The sequence below is a fragment of the Herbiconiux sp. genome (genome assembly GCF_023264895.1).
Taxonomy (GTDB): Bacteria; Actinomycetota; Actinomycetes; order Actinomycetales; family Microbacteriaceae; genus Herbiconiux.
Genome location: NZ_JAHFUY010000081.1, coordinates 1 through 21835 on the forward strand (window position 1 = coordinate 1; position 21835 = coordinate 21835).

Genomic DNA, 21835 nt, shown 5'->3' on the forward strand with positions numbered 1-21835 from the left:
CCGATCCGGTCGCCGCCCTCGACGCCGCCCGCCGCGCCGCCACCCGAGCCATCGACGCCGACGCCCTCGCCCGCTACGATGCGAGCGGCCTGCGCTCGTGACGCCGCCGGAGCAGCCACCCGGCGGCAAGCCCGGACGCGAGCCCCGCCGCCGCCACCCCGTCCTCCGCACCACGGCGGCAGCCATCGCCACCGCCCTCGTGCTGGCCGTCGCCGCCTTCCTCGTCTACGCCCACATCACCTTCGCCGCCGAGCGCGCTCCCGTCGAGGCCCTGGCCGCCGACCCCGCCGTCACCACCGAGTGGACCTACGACCACGTCATCCTCACCCCCGCCGACCCCGACGGCACCGGTCTCGTCTTCCTCGCCGGCGCCAAGGTCGACCCCCTCGCCTACGCCGACAAACTCAGCGGGGTCGCCGCATCCGGCACCACGATCGTGGTCGTGCGGCCCGTGCTCAACTTCGCGATCGCCGAGTTCCGCACCCTCGAGGCGTTCACCTCCCTCGCCCCCGACGTCGAGGAGTGGTTCGTGGGCGGCCACTCCCTCGGCGGCGTGAAGGCCTGCCAGTACGCCGCCGACCCCGCGGTCACGGGACTCGTGCTCTTCGCCTCCTACTGCGCCGGCGACGAGTCAGGGCTCGGCAAGCCGGTCCTCTCCCTCTCGGGCGAGAACGACGGTCTCAGCACGCCCGCGAAGATCGAGGCCTCCCGCGATGCGCTCCCGAGCGACACGATCTTCGTGCAGCTCCCCGGCGCCACCCACGCGCAGTTCGGCGACTACGGCCTGCAGCCCGGCGACGGCGCCGCCACCACCACGGATGCCGCGGTGCGCTCCGAGATCACCGCCGCGCTCACCGACTTCATCAGAACCTCGACCGCAACCGGCTGACGCACCGAATCGCACGCACCGACACACCCGACGCACCACCTGAAGCACCACCCACCCGTCAGGCGGCCGGCCCCAGCAGCACCGCGAACATCGCCACGGCCCCGCCGATGATGAAGAACATCGTGCCCAGCTGCATCGTGCGGCTCTTGTTCCGGCTCGCGGTCGGCACGTCCACCTCGAGGATGGGACACCCCGACCACCCGATCAGCCCCACGCTGAGCACCACGAGCACCGACCCCACCCACCACAGCACCTGCAGATCGTCCGGAAGCTGCGCCGGCCGCCACCCCGACGACAGCAGCATCCCCAGCACGATCGCCGCCGAGCCCGCCGCCACGGCGAACCACGCCGTCCCGGTCCACATGATCCGCTGCACGTTCGTCTCGGCCGACATGAGCGGGTGGATGCGTGCTGTCTCGTTCTCTCTGGTCACAACCCAATTGTGAACCTCGGTCAACTAGTTCGCACCGTCCACAAGCAAAGAGGCCCGGCCACCCAGAAGATTCCGGATGATCGGGCCTGTTCGTGCGCGAGGGGGGACTTGAACCCCCACGCCCTTGCGGGCACTGGCACCTGAAGCCAGCGCGTCTGCCAATTCCGCCACTCGCGCGAACTAGGAGAGATTAGCATGCGGATGCGGCGTGGTGCGAACCACGGCGGCCTCCAGAACCCCCTCGCCGCCGGAACGAGGGGAATTGTCACCCAGGACAAGTAACATCGTCCTAGCGTTCACGCCTTGACGACTCCCGGCTGCGCGAAATCCTGTGCCGAGAAGCGCGAGCAGACAGCCCGAGCAGAGAGCCCGAGCAGACAGCCCCAGAAAGGGAACCGAACGACGTGGGAATCCTGGACAACTTCGAGAAGGGTCTCGAGCGCGCCGTCAACGGCGCCTTCGCGAAGACCTTCCGCTCGGGGCTCCAGCCGGTCGAGATCTCCGCGGCACTGAAGCGCGAGCTCGACACCAAGGCGGCCGTCGTATCGCGCGATCGCATCCTCGTTCCCAACAGCTTCCGCGTGCTCCTCGCCTCGGCAGACCACCAGCGCATGACCACCATCGGCCCCACCCTCATCGACGACCTGACGCAGATCGTGCAGCAGCACGCCGCGCAGCAGGGCTTCCAGTTCGCCGGCGGCATCTCGATCGACCTCGTGGAGAACCCCTCGCTCACCACGGGCGTCATGCAGATCGAGTCGGCCAACGTGCAGCAGAACGTGAGCTGGATGCCGGTGGTCGACATCGCGGGCACGCGTCATCCGCTCACCCGCTCGCGCACCATCATCGGCCGCGGCAGCGACGCCGACATCACGGTCGACGACACGGGCACGAGCCGCAAGCACGTCGAGATCCTGTGGGACGGCACGCGCGCCGAGGCCCGCGACCTCGGCTCCACGAACGGGTCGCAGCTGAACGGCCAGTCCTTCTCTCGCGCGGCCCTCGAGCCCGACTCCGTCATCCAGATCGGCCGCACGAGCATCGTCTTCCGCATCGTGCCGCAGTCCGGCAGCCGCGCCGGCGGCAGCGGCGGCAGCCGCCCCAACGGCAGCTCCGGATCCGGCGGCAGCGGCGCCCACCGCCCGAGCAGCCCGTCCGCCCCAGCCTCCTCCCGCCCGCCGCAGTCCGATCCCGGCGGATTCTGGAGGTAGGCGGGCGATCATGAGCGAACTCACACTCCTCATCCTCCAGCTCGCCTTCCTGGCGCTGCTCTGGGTGTTCATCTTCATCGTGGTCTACGCCATGCGCTCCGACCTGTTCGGCCAGCGGGTGCGGAAGCTCCGCGAGGCTCCCGCGGGCGGCCAGCCGTCCCAAGGCGGCGCACAGGGCAACGCCCAGGGCGGCGCAGCCCAGCAGACCGCGCAGCCGCAAGCTCCGGCAGCTCCCCCGCCCCCCGCGCCGAAGGTGCCCACCTTCGTGCCCGCCCCCGGCACGGAGCTGAGCGGCCCCCCGCGCGCCACCACCTCCAACGCCGGCCGCCTCGTCATCACCTCCGGCCCCAAGTCGGGCAGCGAGATCAGTCTCGGCACCGAGCCGCTCACGATCGGCCGCTCCTCCGACTCCAGCGTCGTCATCCGCGACGACTACACCTCCACCCACCACGCCCGGCTCATGATCTGGGGTGACGAGTGGGTCATCCAGGATCTCGACTCCACGAACGGAACCTTCCTCGACGGCAATCGCGTCACCGCCCCGGTGCACATCCCGCTGAACACGCCGATCCGCATCGGCGCCACGAGCTTCGAACTCCGACGGTGAGCCTATGGCGATCGTGACCGTGAGCGCGGCCGTGTCCCATGTGGGCAAGATCCGCTCCAACAACCAGGACTCGGGCTTCGCGGGGCAGACGCTCTTCGCGGTGGCCGACGGCATGGGGGGTCACGCGGGAGGCGATGTCGCGAGCGCGCTCGCCCTCAAGCGCCTGATCGAGATCGACGGCGAGTACAGCTCGGCCGTCGATGCGGAGTTCGCGCTGCAGGAGGCCATCGTCGCGGCGAACGCCGTGCTCACCGAGACCGTCTACGACCACCCCGAACTCACCGGCATGGGCACCACCCTGAGCGCCCTCGTGCGGGTGGGCCACAGCGTCGCGCTCGCGCACATCGGCGACTCCCGCGTCTACCGGCTCCGGGAGGACGTGCTCACCCAGATCACCGTCGACCACACCTTCGTGCAGCGCCTCGTCGACTCGGGCCGGATCACGGCCGAGGAGGCCAAGACGCACCCCCGCCGCTCCGTGCTCATGCGCGTGCTCGGCGACGTCGACGCGGCCCCCGAGGTCGATCTGCAGGTGATGGACACCCGGCCGGGCGACCGCTGGATGCTCTGCTCCGACGGCCTCTCGGGTGTCGTGGAGCACGACGAGATCGAGGAGATCCTCAAGAGCAGCATCACGCCGCAGGATGCCGCGAACGGGCTCCTCAAGGTGAGCCTCGACCACGGCGCTCCCGACAACGTCACGGTGGTCGTGGTCGACGTGCACCAGTCGTTCGAGACCCCCGAGGTGGCGCCGGTCACGGTCGGCTCGGCCGCCCAGCCCATCGCCTTCGAGCAGACCGTCGGCCGCCGCACCTCCCGCATCCCGGGCCTCCGCCTGCACCCGCGGAGCCCCGCGAGCTCCGAGCCGAGCCACTTCGAGCCCGAGTCGGCCGACTACCTCGACGAGCTGATCGAGGAGGACCGCCGACGCAGCCGCCGCCGCAAGGCCACCTGGCTCGTGGGCGTCCTGATCGTGCTCGGCATCATCGCGGGCGTGCTCTACGCGGGCTACCAGTGGACCCAGACGCGCTTCTACGTGGGCGAGGCCAACGGCTACGTCGCCATCTACCAGGGCGTGCAGCAGGGCATCGGCCCGGTGCAGCTCTCGCACGTCTTCCAGCAGACCGACGTCGAGACGGATGCGCTGCCGCCGTACACGAGACGCCAGGTCGAGACCACGATCAGCGCCGACTCGGTGACCGCCGCCCTCGAGATCGTCAAGCGCCTGAGCGACGCCGCAGCCACGGGCATCGACCAGAACGTCGACCGGCCGAGCACCGCCACGCCCACTCCGACCCCCACCCCCACGCAGGCACCTGCACCTGCACCTGCCCCCGCACCCGCTCCGGAGCCGGCCCCATGACCGACGTCACCGCTGCCGTCGCCACCGAGACCCCCACCAAGGGCGTCCGGCGCATCCGCGTGCCGCAGAAGCTGCGCAACCTCGAGCTGTTCCTCATCATCCTGGTGTGCGCGTTCAACGCCTTCGCGGTCGTCCTCGTGCAGTTCGGGGCCCTCGGCTACGCCGACAGCACGGTCGTCTACCTGGGCGCGGGCCTCTCGATCCTGGTCTTCGGCATGCACATCGCGCTGCGCTTCGTGGCCACGAACGCCGATCCGTTCATCCTGCCGATCGCGGCGCTCCTGAACGGCATCGGGATCGCGATGATCTACCGCATCGATATCGCCGAGAAGCTCACCGGCTGGGAGAGCACGGCGGTGCGGCAGGTGGTGTGGACCGCGGTGGCCGTGGCCATCTCGATCGCCGTCATCCTCGTCATCCGGAACCACCGCGTGCTCCAGCGCTACACCTACATCGCGATGCTCGTGGCGGCCGTGCTGCTGCTCCTGCCGATGCTCCCGGGCATCGGCCAGGAGATCAACGGCGCCCGGGTCTGGATCCACGTCGGCTCGTTCTCGTTCCAGCCCGGCGAGGTGGCCAAGATCGCCCTCGCCGTGTTCTTCGCGGGCTACCTCGTGTCGCGCCGCGACAGCCTCTCGATGGTCGGCACGAAGTTCCTCGGCATGCGCTTCCCGCGTGCCCGCGACCTCGGGCCCATCCTCGTGCTCTGGGCCCTGTCGATGTCGGTCATCATCTTCCAGCGCGACCTCGGAACGGCGCTGCTCTACTTCGGCCTCTTCGTCGTCATGATCTACGTGGCCACGGGCCGGGCGAGCTGGGTCGTGCTTGGTGTGGGCCTGTTCCTCGCGGGCGGCGTGCTCGCCGGCCAAGTGCTCACCTATGTCAACGACCGGTTCACGAACTGGTTCGACGCCTTCAACCCGGCCAACTACGAGGCCGTGGGCGGCAGCTACCAGCTCGTGCAGGGCCTCTTCGGGCTCGCCAGCGGGGGCATGATCGGCACCGGTCTCGGCCAGGGCCGCCCCGACATCACCCCACTGGCGCAGAGCGACTACATCATCGCCTCGCTCGGCGAAGAGCTCGGCCTCGCCGGCATGTTCGCCGTGCTGGCGCTCTACCTGCTCTTCATCGCACGCGGCTTCCGGATCAGCTTCGCCGGGCAGGACGACTTCGGTCGGCTCCTCGGCGTGGGCCTGTCGTTCACCGTCGCGCTGCAGTGCTTCATCGTGATCGGCGGCGTCACCCGCGTCATCCCGCTCACCGGCCTCACGACGCCGTTCATGGCGGCGGGCGGTTCGTCGCTCGTGGCGAACTGGATCATCGTGGCGCTGCTGCTCCGGCTCTCGGACACAGTGCGCAATCAGCCCAGGCTGGTGATCTAGACCGGTGACCCGAGAACTCAAGCGCGTGAGCGTCGTCGTGTTCCTGATGTTCCTGACGCTGTTCGTGTCGACCACGATCATCCAGTACTTCCAGGCCGGCAACCTCGACGGCGACGCCCGCAACGCCCGTTCCATCTACGCGAGCTACGACACCGAGCGCGGCCCCATCCTCGTCGACGGCCAGCCGATCGCGCTCTCGGTGCCGACCACCGACGAGTTCAAGTACCAGCGCACCTACCCGGCCGGCCCGCTCTACAGCGCGGTCACGGGCTACTACACGCTCGGGCAGGGATCGAGCCAGATCGAGCAGTCCCTCAACGACTACCTCTCGGGCACCTCGGAATCGCAGTTCCTCGACTACCTCAACCGCCTGGTCACGGGGCAGAACCCCCAGGGCGCCTCGGTCGAGCTCACGATCGACCCCGTGCTGCAGCAGACCGCCTACGACGCCCTCGGCGACCAGCGCGGTGCCGTCGTGGCCATCGAGCCGGCGACCGGCCGGATCCTCGCCATGGTCTCCAAGCCCGACTACGACCCCAACTCCCTCGCCGTGCACGACACCCAGCAGGTCATCGACACCTACGACACCCTGCTGGCCGCCGACGGCGATCCGCTCATCAACAAGTCGATCAACGCGCTCTACCCGCCCGGGTCGACCTTCAAGATCGTCACCACCGCGGCGGCCGTGCAGACCGCGGGCCTCGGCGTCGACCACACCGAGCCCAACCTCGCGCGGCTCCCCCTCCCGGGCTCGAGCAACACCGTGAGCAACGCCGGCGGCGGAACCTGTGGAGGCGGCGACACCACCACGATCGCCACGGCCTTCGTGCTCTCCTGCAACATCCCGATGGCCGAGCTCGGCATGGAGATCGGTGAGGGCGCGCTCGGCGACATGGCCGACTCGTTCGGCTTCGGCGCCGAGCTGGCCGTGCCGATGGACGTCTCGGCGAGCCTGTACCCGCGCGGTCTCGACGACGCGCAGGTCGCCTTGTCGGCCTTCGGCCAGGGCAGCGACGTCGCCACGCCCCTCCAGATCGCGCTGCTCTCGGCCGCCGTCGCCAACGGCGGCACCCTGATGACCCCCACCCTCGTCGACGAGATCCGGGCACCGGATCTGAGCGTGCTCGAGAGCTTCGAGGCGAAGGAGCTCGGCACCCCGCTGAGTTCGGTAACAGCTTCGACACTATCCGCGCTGATGGTCGATGCCGTCGAGAGCGGCGCGGGGACTAATGCAAGAATAGACGGGGTCAGTGTGGCCGGTAAGACCGGCACCGCGGAGAACGGGGAGGGCGATCCCTACACCCTGTGGTTCACCGGTTTCGCTCCCGCGGACAACCCTCGGGTCGCGGTCGCAGTGGTCGTGGAGGACGGCGGCGGACTGGGCCAGGACGGGACGGGGAACGAAGTGGCCGCACCGATCGCACAACGAGTACTAGAGGCGGGCTTGAGCAGATGAGACCCACAGCAGGGGTGACCTTCGGGGGCCGGTACGAGCTGTCCAATCGCATCGCGATCGGCGGCATGGGCGAGGTCTGGCAGGCCACCGACCTCGTGATCGGGCGCACCGTCGCCATCAAGATCCTGAAGGACGAGTACCTGGGCGACCCGGGCTTCCTCGAGCGCTTCCGCGCCGAGGCCCGTCACGCCGCGCTCGTCAACCACGAGGGCATCGCCAACGTCTTCGACTACGGCGAGGAGGAGGGAAGCGCCTACCTCGTGATGGAGCTCGTGCCCGGCGAGGCGCTCTCCACCATCCTCGAGCGCGAGCACGTGCTCTCGACCGACCGCGTGCTCGACATCGTCGCGCAGACCGCTCTCGCCCTGCAGGCCGCTCACGCCGCGGGCCTCGTGCACCGCGACATCAAGCCCGGCAACCTGCTCATCACGCCCGACGGCCGCGTCAAGATCACCGACTTCGGGATCGCCCGGATCGCCGACCAGGTGCCACTCACGGCCACCGGTCAGGTGATGGGCACGGTGCAGTACCTCTCGCCCGAGCAGGCGAGCGGGCACCCCGCCTCACCGACCACCGACATCTACTCCCTCGGCATCGTGGCCTACGAGTGCCTCGCCGGCAAGCGCCCGTTCACGGGTGAGTCGCAGGTGGCCATCGCCATGGCGCAGATCAACGAGACGCCGCCCGACCTCCCGGTCACGGTGGCCGAGCCCGTGCGCAACCTCGTGCTCTCCTGCATCGCCAAGAAGCCGGAGGACCGCCCGTCGTCGACCGGCAGCCTCGCGCGCGCCGCCATGGCTCTCCGCCGCGGCGACATCGCCTCCGCGGCCGCCGCCGTCCCGGCCGTGCTCGGCAACGAGCCGCTGCCGCCCACCACGGCCACACAGCTCATGCCGGCTCCCGGCTCCACCACCGAGGCCACGCAGCTGCTCTCCACGCCCGGTGCCGCCTCCGCCGCGCCGATCATCCCCGCCGGTGCGGCCGCCACGCAGGTCGACGAGGTCGAGGAGGAGCCCAAGAAGCGGAGCGCCTGGACCTGGCCGCTCATCGTGCTCATCATCATCCTGGGCCTCGTGCTCGTGGGCACGATCGTGGCCCTCGTGGTGCAGAACACCGGCGGCAGCACGCCCGCCACCACCACGCCCCCGGCGCCGACCTCCTCGACACCGACGCCGTCGGTCACTCCTTCCACGAGCCCCACCCCCACCGTGGTGGCGGTCTCGGAGTCGGAGCTCCGCGGTAAGTCGTTCGACGAGGCGGCCGCCCTCCTCTCGGAGAAGGGCCTCAGCGCGGCCCGTGTCGTCGGCAACGCGGCCCCCTCGGCCGACCAGGTCGACTTCGTCTACCAGGCCACCCCCGTGGGCAACGTGCAGAAGGGCTCGACCATCTCGCTCACGGTCTACGGCGACGTCATCGTTCCGGATGCTCCCACCGCGGCCCCCACGGGCGGCACCGGCGTCGCCGACGGCGAGGTCGAGCCCGGCGGCACCTTCGTGGTCAACTGGACCTCGTACAGCTGCCCGTCCGGCACGACCCTCGACACCTACACGCTCGAGGCCACGAACGCCACGATCACCATCCAGCCGGGCACGAGCCCCTCGGCCACCCTGGTGGCCCCGACCGAGCCCGGCGCGAGCATCGAGATCCGCTACAGCGTCTCGTGCTCGGGATCCGTCTCGGGCTTCTCGCCCTCGCTCACCCTGGTCACGTCGGAGCCTCCGGCCCCGAACCCCACCGTGACTCCCGCCGAACAGGACTGACCGGGTGACTGACGACAACCGACTCCTCGCCGGGAGGTATCGCCTCGGCGAGCTCATCGGCCGAGGCGGCATGTCCAACGTCTACTCGGGCCGTGACGAGCGGCTCGGCCGCCAGGTCGCCATCAAGCTGCTCAAGTCGTCGCTCGCCGGAGACCCGATCTTCCGCACCCGCTTCCGTCAGGAGGCGCAGGCGGCGTCGCGCATGGCGCATCCCACCATCGTGCGCGTCTTCGACGCGGGCGAGGAGCGGGTGGCGGAGGCCGGCGGCTTCGAGGGCGTCGTGCCGTTCATCGTCATGGAGTTCGTCGAGGGCAAGCTGCTGAAGGACCTGATCCGCGAGGGTCCCGTCGACTCGGCCGAGGCGATCCGCATCACCGAGGGCATCCTCACCGCTCTCGAGTACTCGCACCGCGCGGGCGTCGTGCACCGCGACATCAAGCCGGGCAACGTCATGGTCACCCACGGCGGCCAGGTCAAGGTGATGGACTTCGGCATCGCCCGCGCCATCTCCGACTCGTCGGCCACGGTCGCGCAGACCACCGCGATCCTCGGCACGGCCCAGTACTTCTCGCCGGAGCAGGCGCGCGGCGAATCCGTCGACGCCCGCACCGACCTCTACTCCACGGGCGTCGTGCTGTTCGAGATGCTCACGGGGGAGCCGCCCTTCAAGGGCGAGACCCCCGTGGCGGTCGCCTACCAGCACGTCAGCGAGATGCCGGTCGCGCCCTCGAGCATCAATCCGCTCGTCTCGCCCGCCATCGACCAGGTGGTGCTGCACGCCCTCGCGAAGGACCGGTTCGCCCGGTTCCAGAGCGCCGTGGAGTTCCGCGCCGACCTCGAGGTGGCCGGTGCCGGCAAGATCCCCTCGAAGCGACTTCCGGCCGATGACTTCCAGTCATCGCTGTTCGGTGCACCCCCGAGCCTCGCCCAGGGCAACGAGTCGGCTCTCACGCAGCTCGCGGGTGACGACGAGTACGCCGTGCGCACGCAGTCGCGCCCACCCGTGGTGTGGATCTGGGCGGGAATCGCCTCGGTCGCCGTCATCCTGGTCGCCATCGTGTTCTGGGTGCTCACGCTCCAGCCCTCCGACGAGCTGCCCTCGATGTCGCGCGAGGTGCCGACCATGACGGGCCAGAGCTTCGACGCAGCGGATGCGACGCTGCAGCAGCTCGATCTCGTCACCGCGCGCTTCGACCAGTACCACGACACCATCCCCGAGGGTCAGGTGATCGAGACCGATCCTCCGGCAGGCACCATCGTGAGCCCCGAGACGGTGATCGAGGTGAAGGTCTCGCTCGGACGGCAGAGTGTGGCCGTGCCCGACCTCACCGGCCAGAACGTGGAGCAGGCCTCGGCCGCCCTCACGGGCGCGGGCTTCGTCGTGGGGCAGACCATCGTGGAGAACTCCCCGGATGTCCCGGCCGGGATCGTGCTCCGCACCGATCCCGCGAACGCCACCGCCGCCTTCAACGGCGACACCATCGACCTGGTGGTCTCCAGCGGCATGGTGTCGGTTCCGGATGTCGCGGGTCAGCCCATCGACATCGCCGCCGACACGCTGACGTCGCAGGCGAAGCTCCAGGTGCGCGTCGAGCAGGATCCTGGCTGCCCTGCGCAGCCCGCGAGCCCGGTCTCGTCGCAGTCGATCGCGGAGGGCGACGCCATGCAGGGCTCGGAGATCGTCATCCGCTACTGCACCGGCCCCGCCGCCTGATCACGGAGCCCTGCGTCGAGACCTGCCAGGTCGAGAACGAACCGGTAGCGCACGTCGCCCTTCTCGAGGCGCTCGAGCGCGTCGCCGACCTCGCCCGCCGGGACCACCTCGACGTCGGCGACGATGCCGTGCTCGCCACAGAAGTCGAGGAGCTCCTGGGGCGAGCGGCGACCACCGCTCCCGGCGGAGGCCAGTCGCTTGCGGCCCACCAGGAGGTCGATCGTCTCGACGGTCACCGGCCCGAGGTGGCCGAGGCTGAAGAGCGTGCCGTCGAGGTCGAGCGCCCGTAGGTAGGGCGCGAGCTCGTGCGGCACGGCGACCGTGTCGAGGATGACGTCGACCGAGCCGCGTGCGGCCGCCATGGCGTCCGCGTCGGTGGACACGACGACGTGAGCGGCGCCGAGCCGTTCCGCATCACGCGCCTTGGCGGGGGTCGTGGTGAACACCGTCACCTCGGCCCCGAGGGCGCGGCCGAGTCGCACCGCGAGGTGCCCGAGCCCGCCGATCCCGGCCACCCCGAGTCGCGTGCCGATGCCGACTCCCGCCGCGCGGAGGGGCTCCCAGACCGTGACTCCCGCGCAGAGGAGCGGAGCCACCGCGGCCGGCTGGAGCGTGGCGGGTCGGTGGTAGACGAACCGGTCGCGCACGACGTACCGGCCGGAGTAGGCCCCGGCGGTGATCGAACCGTCGAGGCGGTCCCGGCCGCCGTAGGTCAGCGTCGGGAACTCCTCGCAGAAGTTCTCCTGCCCCGCCGAGCACATCCGGCAGGTGCCGCAGGAGTCGACGATGTTGCCCACCGCGACCGGATCACCCGGTGCGAATCCGCTCACCGCGGCACCGACCGCCACCACCTCACCCACGAACTCGTGCCCCGGGACGAGCGGGAACGTTCCGCCCTGCTCCACCGGAGTGTGCAGGGCGTGGAGGTCGCTGTGGCAGACGCCGCAGAACGTCACGCGCACGTCGACGTCATCGTCGCGGAGGTCCCGGCGCGAGATGGTCTCATCACGATCACGGATCCTCGACGCAGCGACCACGGAGTTCGCCGAGCACAGGATGGCCGGCGCGCGGGTCGACCGCATCGCGGAGCTGTCCGGCCTGAGCAAGCCCATGCTGTACTCCTACTTCGGCGGCAAGGAGAAGCTCTTCGACGCCGTGTTCGAGGCGCACGTCATCGGCAACGGCGAGCGCGTTCCCTTCACCGCCGACGACCTGCCCGGCTACGTGTCGCGGCTCTACGACGACTACCTCACCGATCCGTCGCTCGTGCGCCTGCTGATGTGGAAGCGCCTCGAGCGCGACGGCACCGGCTACCTGTTCTCCGGCCTCGAGCAACGGGACGCCCAGCACATCCGGGACATCGAGGAGCAGCAGCGGGCAGGACGCGTGCGGGACGACATCGACGCCCGTGACATCTGGTCGCTGCTGATCGCGACCGCAGCGACCTGGGCCCAGGGATCCATCACCGAGGTCGCCACCGCCGGCGATCCGGAGTCGACGCACGCGCGCCGGCGGGCCGCCCTCGTCGCCTACCTGGGTGGAGCGCTCGCGCCGTAGACCGGCGCGGCCTCGGCTCAGACCGCGCGGAGCAGGGGGTTGAGGTGAGCCGCCTTCTCAGGGGCCTCGTCGAGGCCCGCGACGGCGAGCCAGTTGCCGAGCATGGCGTAGCCGCCCTCGGTGAGCACGGACTCGGGGTGGAACTGCACTCCGAACACCGGCGCACTCACGTGACGGAGCCCCATGATGACGCCGCCCTCGGTGCGTGAGGTCACCACGAGTGAGTCGGGCACCGTGCCGTCGACCACGGCGAGCGAGTGGTAGCGGGTGGCGGTGAAGCCGTCGGCCACACCGTCGTAGAACGCACTGCCGTCGTGACGGATGACCGAGGTCTTGCCGTGCATGAGCTCCTCGGCGTGGGTGACGGTGGCTCCGAGGGCCTCCGCGATCGCCTGGTGGCCGAGGCACACACCGAGAAGCGGCGTGCCCGACTCGAGCGCCGCGAGCACGACCGGGATCGAGACCCCCGCCTCCGAGGGCTTGCCTGGGCCGGGCGAGAGGAGCACCGCGTCGTAGCCGCCGATCGTCGACGCCGCGTCGGCCGCATCGAACGAGTCGTTCCGCACCACCTCGGTCTCGGCGCCGAGCTGCTGGAGGTAGCCGTTCAGCGTGTAGACGAAGCTGTCGTAGTTGTCGACGACGAGAACCCTCGTCATTGCCCGACCGTCACTTCCTGCACCGGAGTGGTGATGTCGTCGATCCACGGGAAGACCCAGGTGGCGAGTGCGAACAGCACCGCCGCGAGGAGCACGACGACGATCAGGATGCGCACCCAGATCGGTCCGGGCAGGATGCGCCACAAGGCTGCGTACATCGGTCAGGCTCCCACGATCGCGGCGATCTCGGCGGGCGCGCCGACCGATCGCGGTGTCCAGTCTGTCAGCACTCCGTAGGCGATGATGCGCTCGGAGGCGATGTAGAGGGGGTTGCAGCTCGTGAGCGTGATGAGGCGGTCGACGGGCGTCGCATCCGGAACCTGGGGCACGGGGTCGATCACGCCGACGCCGAAGGGCGTGACGTACTCCGTGCTCCGGTAGGTGTAGGTGTACCACCCGTCCTGCGTCTCGATGTAGACCTTGTCGCCGAGCTGCAGCTCGTTGATCTTCAGGAACGGGCTGCCCCACCCGTCGCGGTGCGCGGCGATGGCGAAGTTGCCCACCTCGCCGGGCATCTGCGAGTTGGAGTAGTGGCCGGCGCCGCCGTTGTTGAGCACGGCACGGGGGTCGACGCCCTCGGCGATGGTCTTCTTGAAGTCGGCTCCGAAGCGCGGCACGTAGATCACCGCGAAGCTCTCGGTGTTCTCGATCGCACCCATCACGGGCGGCTCGCCGTACTGGAAGTCGGCGGGAGCGGGAGCGCCCGGCTCCGTGGCGACGGGGGTGGGCACCGGCGTCTCGGGCGGCGCGCTCGTGGCCCAGCCGGCCGCGAGGTTGTTCGCATCCGAGGCCTGCTGGTTGTTGAGCATGATGCCGTTGAGCGAGAACTGCCAGCCGAGGAACAGCAGCACGAGCACACCGGCCGTGATGAGCAGCTCGCCGAACACCCCGACCACGCGCGATCCGATGCTGCGCTTCTTGCGGCGGGGGCGACGGAGGTCGGCTGACTCGGCGGTGCCGGCCTGCACGTTCTCGGCCTGCACGTTCTCAGCCGGCGCGGCGTCGGACTGCACGCTCTCGGCCTGAGCTCGCCGGGCGGCCTTCCGCGACGGGGCAGGCTCAGCGGCGTCGCCGTCGTCGGCCCTCAAGGCCGCGAAGGGGTCATCGTCCTGCTGCTCGGTCATGGGTCAATCCTAGAATGCCCTGGCTGGGGAGCCGCCCGGAGTTACGGCCTGTGGAGAACCTGTGGACAACCGGTGGAGAACCCGCCGTCAAAGCCCGTTAGAATCGTCGGCATGGCTCGAGACAAAGATACTTCGACGGACGTCGCCCGCCGCACGCGAGAGGTTCAGCGCTCGAACCGCGACGACTCGTCGTCGAACAACCCCAATCCCGTGTGGTTCAAGCCCGTCATGTTCGGGTTCATGCTCGTCGGCCTGCTCTGGATCATCGTCTTCTACGTCAGCCAGGGCCAGTTCCCTATTCCGGACCTCGCCAGCTGGAACATCCTGATCGGCTTCGGCATCGCCTTCATCGGCTTCATCATGACGACCCGCTGGCGCTAATTACACCGCTGTAATTATCCCCAATGTGGAAACGTCTGTGGATAAGTCCACAGTTGTGGACAAGCCTGTGGAGAACTAACGACGGCTCGCTCAGAGCGCAGCAGGGATGAGCACGGCTCCGGCTGTCGTGACGGCAACCAGCCCTGCCGCCACCGCACCCACGAGCACGATCTGCATCCGCTTCTGACGGATCCGCCGCGTCTGCACGTAGACCAGTGCCACCAGCGCACCCGCGACGAGACCGCCCACGTGCGCCTGCCACGAGATGCCCGGCACGATGAATCCGTAGGCCAGGTTGATGACCACCAGCACCAGCAGCTGCACGCTGCTGCCGCCGAGGTGACGGTTGATCACGAAGAACGCGCCCATCAGCCCGAAGATCGCTCCGGATGCGCCCACGACGGCCTGGTTGGGAGCGGCGAGCAGCAGCACGGCCACCGATCCGCCGAAGCCGGAGATGAGGTAGAGCGCGATGTAGCGCCAGCGCCCGAGCCCGCGCTCGAGAGCACTGCCGAAGATGAACAGCGTGTACATGTTGAGCAGCACATGGAAGATGCCGCCGTGCACGAACGCCGCGGTGATCATGCGCCAGGGCTCGAACGGCACGCCGGGGATCGGCATGACGTAGAGCGGCGCGAACTGGAGGGCCGCTGTCACGGTGCCCCCGATGACGGGAAGCGACTGCAGCGCGAAGACCACGAGGCAGAGCGCGATGATCGCGTAGGTGACCACGGGGGCTTCGGAGCCCGTCAGGTTGCGCAGGAACGCGGGGCGACCCCGGTTGACCTTGGGCGCCTCACGCCGATCGCGTGCCGCGCATTCGACGCAGTGCACGCCGACCGCGGCCTGCACCGAGCACTCGGGGCACACCGTCCGCCCGCAGCGCTGGCAGAGGATGTAGCTCTGCCGCTCCGGATGGCGGTAGCAGAAGTTCTCCCGGGAATCCGGGGCGGTGGTCATCGGCTGCTCGGCGCGAGGTCAGGCGGAGCGGATCAGACCGCCTCGATGGTGACGCTCTCGAGCACGACCTCGTCGAGCGGACGGTCGTAGGCGTCGGTGGCGACACCGGCGAGCTTGTCGACGATGCGCTTCGAGGCGTCGTCGGCGACGGCGCCGAAGATGGTGTGCTTGCCCTGCAGCCACGTGGTGGCGCCGACGGTGATGAAGAACTGCGAGCCGTTGGTGCCCTTGCCGCCCTGCACGCCGGCGTTGGCCATGGCGAGGATGTACGGCTCGGTGAAGTCGAGCTCGGGGTTGATCTCGTCGTCGAACTTGAAGCCGGGGCCGCCCGTGCCGTTGCCGAGCGGGTCGCCGCCCTGGATCATGAAGCCCGGGATGATGCGGTGGAACACACTGCCGTCGTAGAGCGGGGCCGACGTCGACTGGCCGTTCTTCGGGTCGGTCCACTCGAGCTCACCCGTGGCGAGGCCGACGAAGTTCTTGACGGTCTTCGGAGCGTGGTGACCGTAGAGGTTCACCACGATCGGGCCGTGGTTGGTGGTGAGAGTGGCGACGTGGGTGTGTACGGGCATGGTTCGATTCTGTCACACCGGGCATGCGCTTCCAGTGAAGCTCCAGCGTATGTGGAGTGGATGGTCAGTGCCGTGGCCTACTGCGCCGTCGCTATGCGTGCCAAGATGAGATCGTCCGTGCTCTCGCCGATGGAGGTTTCCCATGAGTCTTACCCGTAAGCGTCGCAAAGCGCTGAAGCGTCTGAAGGGAAACGCTGAAGACCTGTGGGTCGATCAGCATGATGTCCTCGACCGTGCCAATGCCATCCTGCGTGAGGCCGCCAAGCAGGCGAGCTTCCTCACCGACGAGGAGGTCAAGCCCCGCGTCAAGTCCGCCGTCGGTGCCGTGGCCCCGACCGTGAGCCGCAAGGTCGCCGAGGTGAAGGTCGCCGGCGAGACCGTCAAGCGCCAGTTCGCCTCCGACGTGCTGCCGGCCCTCGCCGGCACCATCGGCTCGGCCGCTGCCGTGCTGCAGTCCAAGAACAACCCCGAGCTGCTGAAGCAGGCGGGCAAGAAGGCCGGCAAGGCCGCCAAGGCGCTGCAGAAGCAGACCCCGCGTTCGGCGGGCTCCACCGTGGGCCTCGTCTTCGTGGTGAGCCTCGGTGTGGTCACCGCCGTGGGAGTCGGGTACGCCCTCTGGCAGACCCTGCGCGCCGACGACGAGCTCTGGATCGCCGACGAAGACCCCGAGCCCGAGACCAATCCCGAGAGCTGATCTCGCCGCTCACGACAGAAGCCCCGCACCGAGAGGTGCGGGGCTTCTTCGTTGTCATCATCTCCGCCATTAACGACGAATGGGATGCGTGTACGCATCCCATTCCATCAGCACGTGGAGCCTGGGAGAATCGAACTCCCGACATCCTGCTTGCAAAGCAGGCGCTCTACCAACTGAGCTAAGGCCCCCCATGGGGCCGAAGCCCTTGGGAGATTTCTTGTGGATCTCTCGTGGGGTTACAAGGACTTGAACCTTGGACCTCTTCGTTATCAGCGAAGCGCTCTAACCGCCTGAGCTATAACCCCGTTTTTTGACCAGAGACGAGACTACCTTACGGAGGCCCTGTTCTGCCAATCGGCTCTACTTGTTGGTGAAGCCGAGCATGATGCCGCCCGTGATGCGCACGGCGAGGTTGTACAGCGCCGCCCCGATCGCACCCAGCGCGGTGATGACGATGACGTTCAGAACGCCCACCACCACCGAGAAGCCCATGACCTGCGGAAGCGACGCGAAGTCGAACAGGTCGAAGTTGTTCGCACCCGCGATGTCCTGCAGCAGCGTGTTGACGGAGTCGAACACACCGGTCTGGTTGAGCACCGACCAGACGAGGAAGCTGGCGACCACCGTCACGATCCCGAGGATGATCGCGAGGAGGAAGGAGATCTTCAGCACCGACCAGAAGTCGATGTAGACCAGCTTGAGGCGGACCTGCTTCGTGGTGGCGACCCGTGCGGTCTTCTTCGCGAATTTGTCGCCAAGATTACTCATCCGTCGTTACGTCCTCTCCAGGAGCGGCAGAGGTCTCAGCCTCGATGGCTTCGAGCTCCGATTCCAGGTTGCGTTCGGTGTTCTTCGCCACCGCGATGATGCGATCGTCGTCCGCGAAGCGAGCGAAGACCACGCCCATCGTGTCGCGTCCCTTGGCCGGTACTTCGGCCACGGCAGAGCGTACCACCTTGCCACTGGCAAGAACCACAAGGACCTCGTCGTCCTCGCCGACGATGAGCGAGCCGATCAGATCGCCCCGCGCATCCTGCAGCTTGGCGACCTTGATGCCGAGGCCGCCACGGCCCTGCACGCGGTACTCCTCGACCGAGGTGCGCTTGGCGTAGCCGCCCTCGGTCACGATGAACACGAAGCCCTCGTCGGAGACGACGGAGGCGCCCTGGAGCGCGTCGTCGCCACGGAACTTCATGCCGATCACACCGGAGGTGGCGCGGCCCATCGGCCGCAGCGCCTCGTCGGTGGCCGTGAAGCGGATCGACATGCCCTTCTTCGACACGAGCAGCAGGTCGCTGTCCTCCTCCACGAGGAGGGCGGAGACGAGCGCGTCGTCGTCGCGCAGGTTGATGGCGATGATGCCGCCCGAGCGGTTCGTGTCGTACTCCGTGAGGGCCGTCTTCTTCAGGAGCCCCTCGCGGGTGGCGAGCACGAGGTACTTGGCCACCTTGTAGTCCCGGATGTCCAGGATCTGCGTGATCTGCTCATCCGGAGCGAGCGCCAGCAGGTTCGCCACGTGCTGGCCCTTCGCGTCGCGGCCGGCCTCCTGCAGCTCGTAGGCCTTGGCGCGGTAGACCCGGCCCCGGTCGGTGAAGAACAGCAGCCAGTGGTGCGTGGTGGTGACGAAGAAGTGCTCCACCACGTCGTCCGCCCGCAGCTGCGCGCCCTTGACGCCCTTGCCGCCACGGTGCTGCGAGCGGTAGTTGTCGCTCCGCGTGCGCTTGACGTAGCCGCCGCGGGTGACGGTGACCACCATCTCCTCCTCGGGGATGAGGTCTTCCATGTTCATGTCGCCGTCGAAGCCGAACATGATCTCGGTGCGCCGGTCGTCGCCGAACTTGTCGGCGATCTCGCTGAGCTCCTCGATGATGATCTCGCGCTGACGGGCGGGAGATTCGAGGATCGCGTTGTACTCGTCGATCTTCAGCTGGAGGTCCTCGGCCTCCTGCTGGATCTTCTGGCGCTCGAGCGCGGCCAGGCGGCGCAGCTGGAGCTCGAGGATGGCGCGGGACTGCAGCTCGTCGATCGAGAGCAGCTCCATCAGGCCGTCGCGGGCCTCCTCCACGGTCGGCGAGCGACGGATGAGGGCGATCACCTCGTCGAGGGCGTCGAGGGCCGCCAGGTAGCCGCGCAGGATGTGCATGCGGGCTTCGGCCTCACGCAGGCGGAACCGGGTGCGGCGCACGATGACGTCGATCTGGTGCGCCACCCACTCGGTGATGAAGCCGTCGAGCGGGAGGGTGCGCGGGATGCCGTCGACGATCGCGAGCATGTTGGCGCCGAAGTTGTCCTGCAGCTGGGTGTGCTTGTAGAGGTTGTTGAGCACCACCTTGGCCACGGCGTCGCGCTTCAGCACGATCACGAGGCGCTGACCGGTGCGGCCCGAGGTCTCGTCGCGGATGTCGGCGATGCCGGCGAGCTTGCCGTCCTTCACGAGATCGGCGATCTTGATCGCGAGGTTGTCGGGGTTCACCTGGTAGGGCAGCTCGGTGACCACGAGGCAGGTGCGGCCCTGCAGCTCCTCCACGCTCACGACGGCGCGCATCGTGATCGAGCCGCGGCCGGTGCGGTAGGCATCCTGGATGCCCTTCGTGCCGAGCACCTGGGCGCCGGTCGGGAAGTCGGGGCCCTTGATCCGCTCCATCAGCGCCTCGAGGAGCTCCTCGCGGTCGGCCTCGGGGTTCTGGAGGTACCAGACGGCGCCGGCCGCGACCTCGCGCAGGTTGTGCGGCGGGATGTTGGTGGCCATGCCCACCGCGATGCCGACCGATCCGTTCACCAGGAGGTTCGGGAACCGGGCGGGCAGCACGACGGGCTCGAGGGTGCGGCCGTCGTAGTTGTCCTGGAAGTCGACGGTCTCTTCCTGGATGTCGCGCACCATCTCGAGCGCGAGGGGGGCCATCTTGGTCTCGGTGTACCGCGGGGCGGCCGCGCCGTCGTTGCCGGCGGAGCCGAAGTTGCCCTGGCCGAGGGCGAGCGGGTAGCGCAGGCTCCAGGGCTGGATGAGGCGCACGAGGGCGTCGTAGATCGACGAGTCACCGTGCGGGTGGAACTGGCCCATCACCTCGCCGACGACGCGCGCCGACTTCGAGAAGGCGCGGTCGGGCCGGTAGCCGCCATCGTACATCGCGTAGATCACGCGGCGGTGCACGGGCTTGAGGCCGTCGCGCACGTCGGGCAGGGCACGGCCCACGATGACGCTCATGGCGTAGTCGAGGTAGGAGCGCTGCATCTCGAGCTGCAGGTCGACCTGCTCGATGCGGTCGACCATGGCACCGGAGGAGTCCGGAGCCTGCCCGAGGTCACCGGGCGTCGCGTCCGCGAACTCCGGGGTGGTGTCGTCTGTCATGTCTGAGTGTCAGTCTCTGTCGGTGATCAGATGTCGAGGAAGCGAACGTCTTTGGCGTTCTTCTGGATGAAGTTGCGGCGCGATTCGACGTCTTCACCCATGAGGGTGGAGAAGATCTCGTCGGCGGCGGCCGCGTCGTCCAGGGTGATCTGGCGCAGGGTCCTCGTGTCCGGGTCCATCGTGGTGTCCCACAGCTCGCGGTAGTCCATCTCGCCGAGGCCCTTGTAGCGCTGGATCCCGTTCTCCTTCGGGATGCGCTTGCCGGCGGCCTGGCCGTCGACGAGCAGCGCGTCGCGCTCCGCATCCGAGTAGACGTACTCGTGCGGCGAGTTCGACCACTTGAGCCGGTAGAGCGGCGGCATGGCGAGGTAGACGTAGCCGAGCTCGATGAGCGGCCGCATGTAGCGGAACACGAGGGTGAGCAGGAGCGTCGTGATGTGCTGGCCGTCGACGTCGGCATCGGCCATCAGCACGATCTTGTGGTACCTGGCCTTCTCGGGGTTGAAGTCCTCGCCGATTCCCGCGCCGAAGGCCGTGATCATGGCCTGCACCTCGGCGTTGCCGAGGGCGCGGTCGAGACGCGCCTTCTCCACGTTGAGGATCTTTCCCCGCAGCGGCAGGATCGCCTGGGTCTCGGGGTTCCGGCCCTGGATGGCGGAGCCGCCGGCCGAGTCGCCCTCCACGATGAAGATCTCGCTGCGGGCGGGGTCGCGACTCGAGCAGTCCTTGAGCTTGCCCGGCATGCCGCCGCCCTCGAGCAGGCCCTTGCGGCGGGTCTGCTCGCGCGCCTTGCGGGCGGCGAGACGGGCCTGCGAGGCCTGGATGGCCTTCCGGATGATGTCGCGCGCCTGCACGGGGTTGCGGTCGAACCAGTCGGTGAGCTCGGTGCCGACCACGCGCTGCACGAAGGCCTTGGCCTCGGTGTTGCCGAGCTTGGTCTTGGTCTGGCCCTCGAACTGCGGCTCGGCGAGCTTGATCGAGATGACGGCGGTCAGGCCCTCGCGCACGTCGTCGCCGGAGAGGTTCTCGTCCTTCTCCTTGATGATGTTCTTCTCGCGCGCGTACTTGTTCACGAGCGTCGTGAGCGCCGCTCGGAAGCCCTCCTCGTGCGTGCCGCCCTCGTGCGTGTTGATCGTGTTCGCGTAGGTGTGCACGCTCTCGTTGTAGGCCGTCGTCCACTGCATCGCGACCTCGAGGGCGATCTTGCGCTCGGTGTCCTCCTGCTCGAACGAGATGATCTCCTCGTTGACGAGCTCCGCCTTCTTCGAGCGGTTGAGGTACTCGACGTAGTCCTTGAGGCCGTTCTCGTAGAGGTAGGTGACCGTGGTCTCCCCCACCGACTCCTCCTCGCCGAGCCCGGCGTCGCGACCGCGCTCGTCGGTGAGCTTGATGGCGAGGCCCTTGTTGAGGAAGGCCATCTGCTGGAACCGGGCGCGGAGGGTCTCGTAGTCGAACTCGACGGTCTCGAAGATGTCCTTGTTCGGCCAGAAGGTGATCCGCGTGCCGCGCTCGGTGGTCGACTCGCCCTTCTCGAGCGGTGCCTGGGGCACGCCGATCCTGTAGCTCTGGCGGTAGACGCTGCCCTGGCGGCGCACCTCGACGTCGAGCTCGCTCGACAGCGCGTTGACCACGGAGGAGCCCACGCCGTGCAGGCCGCCGGAGACCGCATAGCCGCCACCGCCGAACTTTCCGCCGGCGTGCAGGATCGTCAGCACGACCTCCACGGT

At 68.7% G+C, this 21835-nt stretch carries 21 protein-coding genes and 3 tRNA genes; 11 read left to right on the forward strand and 13 right to left on the reverse strand.

Translation table 11 applies throughout. The features are described from left to right. The first annotated feature begins 97 nt into the window (after positions 1 to 97). The gene (locus Q0D57_RS14550; RefSeq protein ID WP_291045323.1) at positions 98 to 889 is read left to right on the forward strand and encodes an alpha/beta hydrolase; all 792 of its coding nucleotides are present in this window, start codon (positions 98 to 100) and stop codon (positions 887 to 889) included. A gap of 58 nt (positions 890 to 947) precedes the next feature. Here Q0D57_RS14550 and Q0D57_RS14555 read toward each other — a convergent pair whose 3' ends face one another. Further along, on the reverse strand, positions 948 to 1322 hold the full coding sequence (locus Q0D57_RS14555) for a hypothetical protein (protein WP_291045325.1): 375 nt from the start codon (positions 1320 to 1322) through the stop codon (positions 948 to 950). A gap of 93 nt (positions 1323 to 1415) precedes the next feature. Further along, a tRNA-Leu gene (locus Q0D57_RS14560) sits at positions 1416 to 1499 on the reverse strand. Positions 1500 to 1726: 227 nt separating this feature from the next. Here Q0D57_RS14560 and Q0D57_RS14565 point away from each other — a divergent pair. The 7 genes from Q0D57_RS14565 to pknB are packed head-to-tail and all read left to right on the forward strand — an operon-like array spanning position 1727 to position 10815. Beyond that, positions 1727 to 2533 carry a DUF3662 and FHA domain-containing protein gene (locus Q0D57_RS14565; protein ID WP_291045327.1) on the forward strand — a complete coding sequence of 269 codons (807 nt, stop codon included), beginning with the start codon at positions 1727 to 1729 and terminating at the stop codon, positions 2531 to 2533. A 10-nt stretch (positions 2534 to 2543) separates the two neighbouring features. Beyond that, complete coding sequence (locus tag Q0D57_RS14570; protein WP_291045329.1) at positions 2544 to 3140, forward strand: FHA domain-containing protein; 597 nt, start codon at positions 2544 to 2546, stop codon at positions 3138 to 3140. 4 nt (positions 3141 to 3144) lie between these two features. Next, on the forward strand, positions 3145 to 4503 hold the full coding sequence (locus tag Q0D57_RS14575) for a PP2C family serine/threonine-protein phosphatase (RefSeq protein ID WP_291045331.1): 1359 nt from the start codon (positions 3145 to 3147) through the stop codon (positions 4501 to 4503). Further along, positions 4500 to 5885, forward strand: coding sequence for an FtsW/RodA/SpoVE family cell cycle protein (locus tag Q0D57_RS14580; protein ID WP_291045333.1), 1386 nt, complete (start codon positions 4500 to 4502; stop codon positions 5883 to 5885). The genes Q0D57_RS14575 and Q0D57_RS14580 overlap by 4 nt, the downstream gene beginning before the upstream one ends. Before the next feature lie 4 nt (positions 5886 to 5889). Beyond that, positions 5890 to 7341, forward strand: a complete 1452-nt coding sequence (locus tag Q0D57_RS14585; RefSeq protein ID WP_291045335.1) for a penicillin-binding protein 2 — start codon at positions 5890 to 5892, stop codon at positions 7339 to 7341. Next, entirely contained in the window at positions 7338 to 9101 is a 1764-nt protein-coding gene (locus tag Q0D57_RS14590; protein ID WP_291045337.1) for a serine/threonine-protein kinase, read from the forward strand. The genes Q0D57_RS14585 and Q0D57_RS14590 overlap by 4 nt, the downstream gene beginning before the upstream one ends. Before the next feature lie 4 nt (positions 9102 to 9105). Further along, a complete protein-coding gene (pknB, locus tag Q0D57_RS14595) occupies positions 9106 to 10815 on the forward strand; it encodes a Stk1 family PASTA domain-containing Ser/Thr kinase (protein ID WP_291045339.1) in 1710 nt (569 codons plus the stop codon). Here the strand turns inward: pknB and Q0D57_RS14600 are convergent. Beyond that, positions 10791 to 11777, reverse strand: coding sequence for an NAD(P)-dependent alcohol dehydrogenase (locus Q0D57_RS14600; RefSeq protein ID WP_291045342.1), 987 nt, complete (start codon positions 11775 to 11777; stop codon positions 10791 to 10793). The two genes, pknB and Q0D57_RS14600, sit on opposite strands and share 25 nt — an antisense overlap. 34 nt (positions 11778 to 11811) lie before the next feature. On the opposite strand from Q0D57_RS14600, the gene Q0D57_RS14605 reads away from it, so the two are divergent. After that, entirely contained in the window at positions 11812 to 12372 is a 561-nt protein-coding gene (locus tag Q0D57_RS14605; protein WP_291045344.1) for a TetR family transcriptional regulator, read from the forward strand. Between the two features lie 17 nt (positions 12373 to 12389). Here the strand turns inward: Q0D57_RS14605 and Q0D57_RS14610 are convergent, their stop codons facing one another. From Q0D57_RS14610 to Q0D57_RS14620, 3 genes are read right to left on the reverse strand one after another with little or no spacing between them, the layout of a single operon-like run. Beyond that, positions 12390 to 13028, reverse strand: coding sequence for a gamma-glutamyl-gamma-aminobutyrate hydrolase family protein (locus tag Q0D57_RS14610; protein WP_291045346.1), 639 nt, complete (start codon positions 13026 to 13028; stop codon positions 12390 to 12392). Further along, positions 13025 to 13186: a hypothetical protein gene (locus Q0D57_RS14615; RefSeq protein ID WP_291045347.1), complete on the reverse strand. Its 162-nt coding sequence runs from the start codon at positions 13184 to 13186 to the stop codon at positions 13025 to 13027. Before Q0D57_RS14615 ends, Q0D57_RS14610 begins: the two co-directional genes overlap by 4 nt. A 3-nt stretch (positions 13187 to 13189) precedes the next feature. Next, on the reverse strand, positions 13190 to 14152 hold the full coding sequence (locus Q0D57_RS14620; protein ID WP_291045350.1) for a class E sortase: 963 nt from the start codon (positions 14150 to 14152) through the stop codon (positions 13190 to 13192). 111 nt (positions 14153 to 14263) lie between these two features. On the opposite strand from Q0D57_RS14620, the gene Q0D57_RS14625 reads away from it, so the two are divergent. Then, positions 14264 to 14533 carry a cell division protein CrgA gene (locus Q0D57_RS14625; protein WP_291045354.1) on the forward strand — a complete coding sequence of 90 codons (270 nt, stop codon included), beginning with the start codon at positions 14264 to 14266 and terminating at the stop codon, positions 14531 to 14533. A 90-nt stretch (positions 14534 to 14623) separates the two neighbouring features. Here the strand turns inward: Q0D57_RS14625 and Q0D57_RS14630 are convergent, their stop codons facing one another. Both Q0D57_RS14630 and Q0D57_RS14635 read right to left on the reverse strand, forming a co-directional pair. Continuing rightward, positions 14624 to 15493, reverse strand: a complete 870-nt coding sequence (locus tag Q0D57_RS14630; RefSeq protein ID WP_291045355.1) for a rhomboid family intramembrane serine protease — start codon at positions 15491 to 15493, stop codon at positions 14624 to 14626. A gap of 32 nt (positions 15494 to 15525) precedes the next feature. Continuing rightward, positions 15526 to 16065 (reverse strand): peptidylprolyl isomerase, encoded by a 540-nt coding sequence (locus Q0D57_RS14635; RefSeq protein WP_291045356.1) that lies wholly within the window; start codon positions 16063 to 16065, stop codon positions 15526 to 15528. Between the two features lie 142 nt (positions 16066 to 16207). On the opposite strand from Q0D57_RS14635, the gene Q0D57_RS14640 reads away from it, so the two are divergent. After that, positions 16208 to 16759 carry a hypothetical protein gene (locus Q0D57_RS14640; protein WP_259525604.1) on the forward strand — a complete coding sequence of 184 codons (552 nt, stop codon included), beginning with the start codon at positions 16208 to 16210 and terminating at the stop codon, positions 16757 to 16759. A 115-nt stretch (positions 16760 to 16874) separates the two neighbouring features. Here the strand turns inward: Q0D57_RS14640 and Q0D57_RS14645 are convergent. From Q0D57_RS14645 to Q0D57_RS14665, 5 genes are all read right to left on the reverse strand, one after another. Next, positions 16875 to 16947: transfer RNA gene (locus Q0D57_RS14645), tRNA-Ala, on the reverse strand. A 43-nt stretch (positions 16948 to 16990) separates the two neighbouring features. Continuing rightward, a tRNA-Ile gene (locus Q0D57_RS14650) sits at positions 16991 to 17064 on the reverse strand. A gap of 55 nt (positions 17065 to 17119) precedes the next feature. After that, positions 17120 to 17527: a DUF3566 domain-containing protein gene (locus Q0D57_RS14655; RefSeq protein ID WP_259525605.1), complete on the reverse strand. Its 408-nt coding sequence runs from the start codon at positions 17525 to 17527 to the stop codon at positions 17120 to 17122. Beyond that, positions 17520 to 20030 (reverse strand): DNA gyrase subunit A, encoded by a 2511-nt coding sequence (gene gyrA, locus Q0D57_RS14660; protein WP_291045359.1) that lies wholly within the window; start codon positions 20028 to 20030, stop codon positions 17520 to 17522. The genes Q0D57_RS14655 and gyrA overlap by 8 nt, the downstream gene beginning before the upstream one ends. A gap of 104 nt (positions 20031 to 20134) precedes the next feature. Continuing rightward, on the reverse strand, positions 20135 to 21835 hold a 1701-nt coding region (locus Q0D57_RS14665; protein WP_291045357.1), incomplete at its 5' end, for a DNA gyrase subunit B.